Source organism: Pseudofrankia coriaricola (genome assembly GCF_032027725.1).
Classification (GTDB): domain Bacteria; phylum Actinomycetota; class Actinomycetes; order Frankiales; family Frankiaceae; genus Pseudofrankia.
In genome coordinates, this window is record NZ_JASNFO010000092.1 from 16,980 (window position 1) to 27,752 (window position 10,773).

At 72.0% G+C, this 10,773-nt stretch carries 9 protein-coding genes and 1 tRNA gene; 1 reads left to right on the forward strand and 9 read right to left on the reverse strand.

From position 1 onward, the window contains the following. Window positions 1-886: 886 nt before the first annotated feature. The 6 genes from QOZ89_RS37575 to QOZ89_RS37600 all read right to left on the reverse strand — a co-directional run bounded on the left by QOZ89_RS37575 (window position 887) and on the right by QOZ89_RS37600 (window position 7,771). The gene (locus QOZ89_RS37575; protein ID WP_312628733.1) at window positions 887-2,056 is read right to left on the reverse strand and encodes a homoserine kinase; all 1,170 of its coding nucleotides are present in this window, start codon (window positions 2,054-2,056) and stop codon (window positions 887-889) included. Then, on the reverse strand, window positions 2,053-3,345 hold the full coding sequence (thrC, locus tag QOZ89_RS37580) for a threonine synthase (protein ID WP_241841888.1): 1,293 nt from the start codon (window positions 3,343-3,345) through the stop codon (window positions 2,053-2,055). Before thrC ends, QOZ89_RS37575 begins: the two co-directional genes overlap by 4 nt. Further along, entirely contained in the window at window positions 3,342-4,625 is a 1,284-nt protein-coding gene (locus tag QOZ89_RS37585; RefSeq protein WP_071050093.1) for a homoserine dehydrogenase, read from the reverse strand. The genes thrC and QOZ89_RS37585 overlap by 4 nt, the downstream gene beginning before the upstream one ends. Then, window positions 4,622-6,163 carry a diaminopimelate decarboxylase gene (gene lysA, locus QOZ89_RS37590; RefSeq protein ID WP_312628736.1) on the reverse strand — a complete coding sequence of 514 codons (1,542 nt, stop codon included), beginning with the start codon at window positions 6,161-6,163 and terminating at the stop codon, window positions 4,622-4,624. Before lysA ends, QOZ89_RS37585 begins: the two co-directional genes overlap by 4 nt. A gap of 11 nt (window positions 6,164-6,174) precedes the next feature. Further along, complete coding sequence (locus tag QOZ89_RS37595) at window positions 6,175-7,224, reverse strand: DALR anticodon-binding domain-containing protein (protein WP_312628738.1); 1,050 nt, start codon at window positions 7,222-7,224, stop codon at window positions 6,175-6,177. Between the two features lie 160 nt (window positions 7,225-7,384). Next, window positions 7,385-7,771, reverse strand: coding sequence for a response regulator transcription factor (locus QOZ89_RS37600; RefSeq protein ID WP_071050091.1), 387 nt, complete (start codon window positions 7,769-7,771; stop codon window positions 7,385-7,387). Window positions 7,772-7,895: 124 nt separating this feature from the next. On the opposite strand from QOZ89_RS37600, the gene QOZ89_RS37605 reads away from it, so the two are divergent. Further along, a tRNA-Arg gene (locus QOZ89_RS37605) sits at window positions 7,896-7,967 on the forward strand. Window positions 7,968-8,469: 502 nt separating this feature from the next. Here the strand turns inward: QOZ89_RS37605 and QOZ89_RS37610 are convergent. The 3 genes from QOZ89_RS37610 to QOZ89_RS37620 form a co-directional block, all read right to left on the reverse strand. Further along, on the reverse strand, window positions 8,470-8,790 hold the full coding sequence (locus QOZ89_RS37610; protein WP_312628740.1) for a hypothetical protein: 321 nt from the start codon (window positions 8,788-8,790) through the stop codon (window positions 8,470-8,472). A gap of 121 nt (window positions 8,791-8,911) precedes the next feature. Continuing rightward, window positions 8,912-10,288, reverse strand: a complete 1,377-nt coding sequence (locus tag QOZ89_RS37615) for a helix-turn-helix transcriptional regulator (RefSeq protein WP_312628741.1) — start codon at window positions 10,286-10,288, stop codon at window positions 8,912-8,914. A 290-nt stretch (window positions 10,289-10,578) separates the two neighbouring features. Then, window positions 10,579-10,773: hypothetical protein (locus tag QOZ89_RS37620; RefSeq protein ID WP_312628743.1), on the reverse strand; the 195-nt coding region annotated here is incomplete at its 5' end.

The following is a 10,773-nucleotide window of genomic DNA, read 5'->3' on the forward strand; positions in this document are numbered from 1 at the left end:
ACCTCCTGGATCGCCGACCTCCCAGATCGACTTTCGCCGATCCGGCAGGGACCCGGGCTTCCAGACCTCCCCGATCGCCAACCTCCCAGATCGACTCCGTCGATCCGGCAGGGACCCTGTCGCCAGTCGGGCAGTGACCCCGGGTTCTGCAGGAACCCTGTCGCCAATCCACCAGGGAGCCCAGGCTTCGCCGATCCTGCAGGAACCCGGGCCGCGAACGAACCCGGAATCCCCCAGGCGGGGGTCCGGGGTCACCCCCGGGCAGACATCGCGGGTTAGCAGGGAAGCTGACCCAGGGTCAGCGACCAAGCTCACCCACCACGTCGCCGGTGTCGAGCCGAGGCAACGACGGGGAGGCGCGGGTACCGGAATCCTGTACCAGGACGGACCAGAGAAAGCTCCAGCCAGACCGGCGGGGCGAGCACGCGCCGCGGCGCGGCGGGTGCAGCCATCAGACTATCCAGACGGAGACACCTCGGCAACAACCTGGGGTTGCGCAGGCTTCCCGATGTGGGGTCACCGTGCTTCTACGGTACTCGCCGTTCGCTGCATCGCAACGGCCGTCACCCAACGTCACCGAGATCACGGTGCAAACCGCGAAAATGGGTGCAACCTCCCCAAAGGCGGTCCGCGTCCGCGGTCCGCGTCCGCGGTCCGCGGCCCAGCACGATCGGCCAAGGCCCGCGCCCTCGCTCACCAGACCGTGTCGACGCTTCGCCACTCACCCTGATCGGAGGCGCCGAAGGGCCACGTCGGCAGACCGACGTTCGCGGCATGCGCCACCAGCCCGGCGCTCTCGCCCACCTCCGGGCAGGGCCGACCACCGCACCCACGCGCGAGCTCCCCGACACTCCCGACAAAGGCACATGCGCCGGATGACGGGCGCTCAGCGGCGCGTCGTCACCCGGACACCATCCCGGTCGACGGCCAGCGGGAGGACGGAGAATCCCGGCGCGGACACGCCAACCGCGGCGGCCGCCTGCTCGCCACCGACGGCGAGCGCCAGCACGGTGGGACCGGAGCCGGACAGGACCGCCGCCACTCCGGCGGCACGCAGCCGGTCCACGAGAGCGGCGGATTCCGGGACCGTCGGCAGCCGGTACGGCTGGTGCAGCCGGTCCTCGGTGGCCGCGAGCAACAGCCGGGCGCGGGCGGCCCGGGCCGCCCGGGCGTCGGCGGCGTCGACACCGCCGGGTATCCCGCCGGCCGAGACGGCCGCGGCGAGATCGGTCTGGGTGAGCGCGAGCGCGAGGAGGCCGGCGCGGCCGGCCGAGAACGCCGCGTCGACGTGGGCGAGCCGATCCGGCAGCCGACCGCGCGAGTCGGCCGTGGAGGTACGCACCGAGGGCACGAAGGCCACCGGGCGCAGGTCCGCGACCGGTTCGGCCCGGTGCGCGACGGGACCTGCCGGCCCGGTCCAGGCCACGGTGAAACCGCCGAACAGGGCAGCGGCGACGTTGTCGGAATGTCCCTCGATCGCCGTCGCCACCCGCAGCGCGGCCGCCCGGTCGAACCCGGCCACGTCCGCGGCCGGGCCGGCGGGACGCGCGGCACCGGCCCGGCGGGGGCCGGCCGCGCCGCCGTCGGCGGCGCCGTCGAGGTAGGCGGCGGTGTCGAGAACGCATCCGGCGGCCACGCCCGCGACGATCGCCGCGGCGGACGAGCCGAGCCCGCGCCCGTGCGGCACCCGGTTGACGCAGCGCACGACGAGCCCCGGCTGCGGACGGCCCAGCTCGTCGAAGGCGGCCCGGATCGCCCGTACGACCAGGTTGTCCTCACCCCTCGACACGCTTTCGGCACCTTCGACGGTCACGGAGAGACCCTCGGGGCGCAGCGTCACCTCGACGTCGTCGTAGAAACCGAGCGCGAGCCCGAACGCGTCAAAGCCCGGTCCGAGGTTGGCGCTGGTCGCCGGTACCCGGACCCGGGCACCGACGACCGGCGCGGCGGCACCTGGCGCGCCGCCGGCCGTCGCCGGCGCGCGGGCCGTCCCGGCGCCGGGAGCCACGCCGGCGCGGCCACCGGCACAGGCGGCGCCGACGGTGGGCAGGGTCACGACCGCCGCAGCCCGAGCGCCTCAGCCGCACCGGCGACAGTCGGCCGGATCGTCTCCGGCTTGGCCGCGCCACTGATCGCCCAGTCCGGGTCCTTCAGGCCGTTGCCGGTCACGGTGCAGACGATCCGCTGGCCGGCGTCGACCTTCCCTTCCGCGTGCGCGGCGAGCAGACCAGCCACGCTCGCCGCGCTCGACGGCTCGACGAACACGCCCTCCTTGCGGGCGAGCAGCCGGTAGGCCGCCAGAATCTGGCGGTCGTTGACCGCGTCGATCAGGCCGCCAGAAGCATCCCTGGCCTCGACGGCGAACTGCCAGGACGCCGGGTTGCCGATCCGGATGGCCGTCGCGATCGTCTGCGGGGAGGTCACGACGCTGCCACGCACGATCGGCGCCGCACCCGCGGCCTGGAAGCCGAACATCCGCGGCCGCCCGGTGCCCTCGGCCGCGTCCGCCTCAAGGTAGCCGCGCCAGTAGGCCGTGATGTTCCCGGCGTTGCCCACCGGCAGGCAGTGGATGTCCGGAGCCGTGCCAAGCGCCTCGACGATCTCGAACGACGCGGTCTTCTGGCCCTCCAACCGATACGGGTTGACCGAGTTGACCAGCGTCACCGGATAGGTCTCGGCCAGCTCGCGCGCCACCCGCAGGCAGTCGTCGAAGGAGCCGTCCAGCTGCAGCAGCCGAGCGCCGTGCACCAGCGCCTGCGCCATCTTGCCCAGCGCGATCTTGCCGCTGGGCACGAGCACCGCGCAGACGAGGCCGGCACGGGCCGCATAGGCGGCGGCGGAGGCGCTGGTGTTACCGGTCGAGGCGCAGATGACCGCCTTGGAGCCCTCGCCGACGGCCGCGCTGATCGCCACGGTCATGCCGCGGTCCTTGAACGAGCCGGTCGGGTTCGCGCCCTCGACCTTCAGGTGGACCTCGCAGCCGGTCACCTCGGACAGGTGCGCCGCGGGAACGAGCGGCGTGCCGCCCTCCAGCAGGGTCACCACCGGGGTGCCGGCGTCCAGCGGCAGCCGATCGCGGTACTCCTCGATGATTCCCCGCCACCCGCGGTGGGCCACGCGGGCTCGGCCGCCCGCGCCGCCGAGCGGCGGCGGGCCCGGCGCGGCCCCCAGGTCGGAGCCCCCGTCCGCGCCCCCCACCCCGGCCGGGCCGGGCTGTCCGCCGGCCTCGCGGACCTCCCCGATCGGCTCCCCGACCTGCCCGATCGGCTCCGCCGATCGGGCAGGAACCCCGGATCCGGCAGGAACCCCGGGCTGCCGCGCCGATGACGTGGTCGTGGTGATCATGGCTCACCTCCCTCGACCCGCAGCACCCCGGCCACCGCGCGCACGATGTCCAGGCCGCGCAGGTCCTCAACAGTCGCCGCCAGCGCCGCGTCCGCGGCGGGATGCGACACCAGCACCAGGCTGGCATCGTCTCCCCGACCGTCCTGGCGCACGCTGCGGATGGACACGCCATGCCTGGCGAACGCGCCGGCAACGGTCGCCAGCACGCCAGTCTTGTCGGTCACGTCCAGGTTGACGTGGTAGCTGGTGGTGGTCTCGCCCATCGGCAGGACCGGGAGCTGGGCGTAGGCCGACTCCCCGGGGCCTCTCCGCCCCGCGACACGGTTGCGGGCGACCGCGACGAGGTCGCCGAGCACCGCCGAGGCCGTCGGCGAGCCACCGGCGCCGCGGCCGTAGAACATCAGCTGCCCCGCGGCCTCCGCCTCGATGAACACCGCGTTGAACGCCTCGCGCACAGCGGCCAGCGGGTGCGAGCGGGGCACCATCGCCGGGTGCACCCGCACGCTCACCCCCGGGCGTTCCGAGGAGCGCTCGGCGATCGCGAGGGCCTTGACGGTGCAGCCCATAGCGCGGGCGCTGGCGATGTCGGCCGCGGTGACCGAACCGATGCCCTCGCGGTACACGTCGTCGAGCGTCACCCGCGTGTGGAATGCCAGCTGGGCGAGGATCGCGGCCTTGGCCGCCGCGTCATAGCCGTCGATGTCGGCGCTCGGGTCGGCCTCTGCGTAGCCGAGCGCGCCCGCCTCCTCCAGCGCCTCGGTGAACGACGCGCCGGTCTCGTCCATCCGGGTGAGGATGTAGTTCGTGGTGCCGTTGACGATGCCGAGCACGCGGCGCACCCGGTCGCCGGCCAGGCTCTCGCGCAGGGGGCGCAACAGCGGGATCGCGCCGGCGACCGCCGCCTCGTAGTACAGGTCGACGTCGGCCGCGGCGGCGGCGTCGTGCAGCGTCGACCCGTCGGAGGCGAGCAGCGCCTTGTTCGCGCTGACGACGGATTTGCCGGAGTTCAGCGCGGACAGCAGCCAGCTGCGCGCTGGCTCGATGCCACCGACCACCTCGACGACGATGTCCACGTCGCCGCGGGCGACCAGGCCCGCGGCGTCGGTGGTGAACAGCGACGCGTCGACGGGCACGTCGCGCTCGCGGCCAGGCCGGCGAACCGCGATACCCACGAGCTCCAGCGGCTCGCCGACTCTCGCGGTCAGGTCGTCGGCCTGCTCGTGGAGCAGCCGGACGACCTCGGAGCCGACCACGCCGCAGCCCAGCAGCGCGATCCTCATCGCCCGGCCTCCCCAGGTTTCGAGCCCTCGCCCGCGGCGTCGTCGACGCCGTCGACGTCGACGTCGAGGCGCAGCAGATCGTCGTCGGTCTCACGTCGGACGATCACCCGCGCCGCGCCAGCGCGCACCGCGATCACCGGCGGGCGGCCCACGTGGTTGTAGTTGCTGGCCATCGAGCGGTGGTACGCACCGGTGGCCGGGACGGCGACGAGATCACCGGGGGCGATGTCGGCCGGCAGCGGCACGTCATGCGCCACCACGTCCCCGGACTCGCAGTGCCGGCCGACCAGTGTCACCACGTGGTGCTCGGCCGAGCCTGGCCGGGAGACCAGGCGGGCCGTGTAACGCGCGTCGTAGAGCGCGGTGCGGATGTTGTCGCTCATCCCGCCGTCCACGCTGACGTAGGTGCGGAGCCCGGGCAGCTCCTTGACGGTCCCGACGCGGTACAGCGTGACCGTGGTCGGCCCGACCATCGCCCGGCCGGGCTCCACAGCCAGCCGCGGCACCGTCAGCCCCGCGCCGGCACACTCCTTGCCGACGATGGTGTGCAGCCGGTCGGCGACCTCCGCGACGGCCAGCGGGGCGTCCTCGCCGGTGTAGGCGATGCCGAGGCCGCCGCCGAGGTCCAGCTCTGGCAGCTCGACGCCATGCTCGTCGCGCACGGTCACGAGCAGGCCGACCATCCGGTGCGCGGCCAGCCCGAAGCCGGCCGTGTCGAAGATCTGCGAGCCGATGTGGGCGTGCAGGCCGACCAGCTCCAGCGTGTCAGCCGCCCCCAGCACCTGGCCGACCGCCGCCGTCGCGGCACCGCTGGCCAGCGAGAACCCGAACTTCTGGTCCTCCTGGCCGGTGGCGATGTACTCGTGGGTGTGCGCCTCGACGCCCGGGGTGACGCGGATGAGCACACGCTGGCGGATACCGGCGGCGCGGGCGATCTCGGCGAGGCGCTCGATCTCGACGAACGAGTCGAGGACGATCCTGCCGACGCCGTGGGCGACGGCGCGGCCCAGCTCCTCGACGGACTTGTTGTTGCCATGGAAGAGCAGCCGCTCCGGCGGGAAGCCGACCGAGGCCGCGACGGCCAGCTCGCCGCCGGTGCAGATGTCGAGGCTCAGGCCCTCTTCAGCCACCCAGCGGGCCACCGCCCGACACAGGAACGCCTTTCCCGCGTAGTACACGTCGCCATCCGGGAAGCCGGCCCGCCAGGCCCGGGCCCGGGCACGGAAGTCGTCCTCGTCCAGGAAGAACGTCGGCGTGCCGAACCGGTCGGCCAGCTCGTCGACACGCAGCCCGCCGAGCCGCAGCACCCCGTCGTCGTCGAGCGTGGCCGTCGCCGGCCATACCTGCTCCTCCAGAGGTGCCCCCGTCGAAGGCGCCCCCCTGGGGACCCCCACGGCGACGATGGCGGCGCCTCGGGCGGCCGGAGGCCCGTCGGGCGGCATGGCCGAAGGACGCGCGACGATGGCGGAGCCTCGCGCGGCCGGAGGCCCGTCGGGCGGCATGGCGGGCACGGCTGCGCCGGCAGAGGGTCGCGACATCGAGCTCACACTCACATTCGTTGCGGGGCGGAGACGCCGAGCATCCGCAGCCCGTTCGCGAGGACGACCTTCGTCGCCTCGACCAGCAGCAGCCGGGCGCCGGTCAGCGGCGTCGGCTCCTCGTCGCCCTGCGGGAGTACCCGACAGGCGTCGTAGAAACGGTGGTAGGCCCCGGCCAGCTCCTCCAGGTAGCGGGCCAGCCGGTGCGGCGCGCGCAGCGCGACCGCCGAGGTGACCACACCCGGCAGCTCCCCTAGCGCCCGCAGCAGGTCTCCCTCCCGCGGGTGGCTCAGCAGCGCGACATCGACGCCCTCGAGGACCGTGGAGTCACCGCCCGCCGCCGGGATTCCCAGCTGGGCCGCATTGCGCAGCAGCCGACAGGTCTCGGCGTGCGCATATCGCACGTTGAAGGCCGGATTCTCGGATGTCTGCCGGGCGGCCAGGCCCAGGTCCAGGTCGAGCGGTACATCCGGCGGCAGGCGCACCAGCAAGTACCGCGCGGCCTCACCTCCGACGGTGTCAGCGAGATCCGCCAGAGCCGCCGCGGCGGCGGGGCCGGCGGGGCCGGCGGGAGGCGCGGGGACGACGTCGAAGCCGGCGGCGGCGAGCAGCCGAGCGAGGGCCGCGGCGGCCACCGCCTGCCGTGCCGCGGCCAGCGGCGACGGTTCTCCCGGGCCAGCGGCGGACACGGCATCCGCCCAGACGCCCCGGCGCCCCTTGGCACGGCCGTAGGCGTCGCCCCCCCGCACGACCACGCGAGCCAGCTCGCCGAGCGCGGCCGGCGCCAGGCGGATGTTGAGAAATCCCGGATCGGCCACCTCGACACCGGCGATCCCGGAGCCCTGACACAGCCGGGCAGCCAGCAGATCCGCGACCTCGCGCGCCGGGCGCCGGGCGGCCCTGGCGAGCTCCAGCGCCGCGGCCGAGGCATAGTCGCCGTGCTCCGGGTTCCTCGGGCGCCGCACCGGCACCGTCGCCGGGATCGCGACGTCGATCGCACCGTCCGCGACCGCGTCGCGGACGGCCGACACGATCGCGTCTGCGACGTCGGCGGGGGTCATGCCGCGATGCTATCGGCGCGTCCGGACAGTCGGCGTGAACGAGGAGGCCGGCAAGATCACAGCGGCACCGTCGGGCGGCCGACCGACGACCGGCCGCCGATGCCAGATTGGACACCAGGCTGCCTGACGGGGCCGGCCGCGCCACCCGCCATCCGGCGCCTCAGACCGGCTGACCAGCCGCGAGCCGCTGGACGACGCCGATCAGCTCGTCAGGGTCGAACGGCTTCGTGAGATAGCAGTCGACGCCGACGCGGGCACCACGGCGCAGGTCCGCCTCCTGAGCACGGGCCGTGAGCACGACCACCTTGATGCCCGCCGTCGCCGGGTCGTCACGCAACCGGCTCGCGACCTCCCAGCCATCCACCTTCGGCATCATGATGTCCAAGGTGATCACCGCCGGGTCGATCTCACGGATCCGCTCCAGACAGTCCGCCCCATCCACCGCGGTGTGGACCTCGAACCCCTCCAGCTCCAGATTGACGACCACGAGCTGGCGGATCACCGGGTCGTCGTCAACGACCAGGACACGCAAAGGTTCGAAGTGCACGCCGGAAGCTTACGGCGCGCCCGCTTCCCGGTCCGGCGTTCAGACCTGGTACGGTATGCCTCGTTGCCAAGGGCGATCCGGCAACCGCGCACGGGACCCAGCGCCCCGTCCAGACGACCGGTCCGCCCCCGTAGCTCAGGGGATAGAGCACTGCCCTCCGGAGGCAGGTGCGCAGGTTCGAATCCTGCCGGGGGCACGCAAGAACGATCTTTCGTTTCGCTATTTGTGCTGGTCAAGCAGGGTGAACGCGATCGCGGCCGGACTCCGCCGCTCAGCCCGAAACGCGCCACAACGGTCGTCACCAGCGGTTTTCGCGATCTCGGCCGGGCGTAGGTTCGCACCTATGGTGGTCGCTCCAGCAAGCACATCGACGACAGGCCCGATGAAGTCGGGGTGGTCGTCGCCGAGGGTCCTCCGCAGCCTCCGCGCGTCGTCCCGCAGGGTGCGGACAACCGCACAGTGCCTAAGGACCCGCAGCATGCGCGGCGAGGTTGCACACGGCGATGATCGTGGCGGAATGGTCGTCACCGCCCACGGGACGAGCCGCGGAACTCGCTGACAGCCGGCGCAGCGAGGACTCGACCCGGACGACGTCCGTCAGATGGTGGACGTCGCGCCCGTCGGCATCACTGTCGCCCTCGCCGTCAACTACTCCGTAAATGATGTTGGAGGGCCCCGCAGCGAGCGGCCCGCAAGGGTTACACATCCCGGCCTCGTCCTCGCTGTTCAGCGGGTGCCTGTCCAGTAGGGCCAAGCGGAGGAACACCTCCGAGCACATCGCTCGAAGCGACCCCGAACAGTCGGGACAGCCCGGACCCTTGCGGCGGATCGTCCTTGAGCGCCTTGGCAAGCTCGACCACGACGTCCATCTGCTGCCCGCGCCGCGAGAGGCGATCCCCGAGTTGGATGAGACTTTCGGTCTTGCGCCGGTTGGTGCGCTCCCGGGCGAGCCAGACACCGGCCCACGAGGCTGCGACGATCGATGGGATCGCGATCTGGGTGATGGTCGAGAGAACCATCAGTGCCCCATGCGGGTCTGGCGGTCCCAGACCGGGACGTGCATCTCGTGCCGGAGGACGGCGGCCTGGCCAAGACCCGCAGGTGGGCCGCCGGCCGCGCGCCGGGTTGCCTGTTCCATGGTTAGCTACTTGCCGGATCAGAGGAGACCAGGACCTGGTCGAAGAACTCGTCGCGAGTCTTCGGGTCCAGCAGGCCCTCCGGGGTATCCGCCTCACGGAGAGACCTCTCGATGACAGCGCGGGGAATTCCCAGCCGACGCTCCGCCTCATGAACGGTCATCGAGATCGCATGACTGGCCTGAACCGGATTGTGGAGAATAACCCATTCAAGCATCCTGCTGACATCCGGACCAATGGCGTATGAGTACCTCTCGAACGGGCCGGTCGCGAGTTCCTTACTTATGGCAAGCTCGTCGATCAGCGCATGACAGAGAGTGTTCGCCACGGTGTCCCAGGGCACCAGAGAGGAACCCGCGAGGCCGGCGGCGACGCTCCAGCTGAGCTGTTCCGCGACCTCGCGGACAGCTTCAGGGGTCCTCCATCTCAGTGCCCACCGGCGGCGGCGGTCCGGCCGTTCCCACAGTGTGGACAAGAAGATCCTTGTGTACCGGTCCCACACGTCGATGATGCCCGCCGGCTGCGCCGCCTTACCGCGGGTCTTCGAGACCGTCGCGGTGAGTCCCTCCGGAGAGCGATCGCGCTGCTCGACCCACTCCTCGGCGACACGCCGAGCCCACAGGCTCCGACCACCGACCACGGCCTGAGGAGCCGGAACGTCTCCCTGACCCCGCGCGATGTATCCGCGCAAGGTCGACGGCGCTATCCCGGCGATAGCGGCAAGCTCGGCGGGACCGAGTAGCTGGTCAGCGGCGAGCTCTGGAGCGGAGACCCGTACCACGCAGCCCACCTGGGATGATCCCGGCGGTCGACGCGCTGCCCAGGCGTTCAGATCGTCCTGCCAGGAAGCGCATGGGCCGGCGTCGGGGTCGACGTCGGTGATCGTAAGAATCCTGCCTCGACCGGCTCCACTCGTATCGGCGACGAGAAGGTCCGCCGCGGTTACCGAACTGGCTCCGGGAGCCGGACGGGCGACGTACTCCTCGTTGACGGTGTCCCATACCTGCGACGGCCGGAACCAGGTGGCGCCGTCCCACCAGTAACCGCCAGAACGGAACAGCAGCGCCGGCCCCCAGAACGCCGTGTGAGCTGCCGGTGAGTCCGCGTCGCGGTAGACCAGCACCGACCGGCCGTGCTCCGGGTGCCAGCGAACGCACCAGGCCAGGTCATGACGGACCGGGTCGGTCGTGAAGGCCACCCAGCCGTCGCCGTGCAGTGCGTCCTGGCGGCCCCAGGTCTCACCACCCGGACGGCGACCGATCGCTGCGATCGCCTGCGGGTCATCGACAGGGATGTGGGAGTCATCGACGAACGGAACGTCTGGAACCGGGTGATCGGTCCTGAGCCCGTTCGCCACAACCCGAACTAGATGCAGCGGCATCGCGTGCACCTTCCGACGTTGATGATGTGCCTATTGGCAGCATACACGGCCGGATAGTGACATCGCCATGAGAGTGCCTGCGGCACAGGGAGTTGCTCGCGCGCCACGCCAGACCTCGCTGACAGATCGCCGGGCGAGCCAGCGGCAGCCCAGCAACCTGCAAGTTGTTCCTGGACGATCTTGCGGACCAGTACCGGGGATTTGGCCGGTCTACAGAGCGTTCGTCGGGCAGGTTTTCCGGTAGGGCTCGGTGGCCGCGTAGCGGGTCCATTCCTGGGGAGCGTCGAGGGTCAGGCTCCGGCGGCCGCCTCGCAACGCTGATGGAAGGTGGCGAGATCGTCGGGGTTCTTGCAGTACACGTCGATCTTGCGGGTCTGGCCGTCAGTGACCGAGTGCCGTTTGATCATGACGAGGGGAAATAGATCGCCGGTGGTGCGGCCGACGAACGGGAACGGGCGGCTGCCGCCGGGGTACGCCCCGGCGGC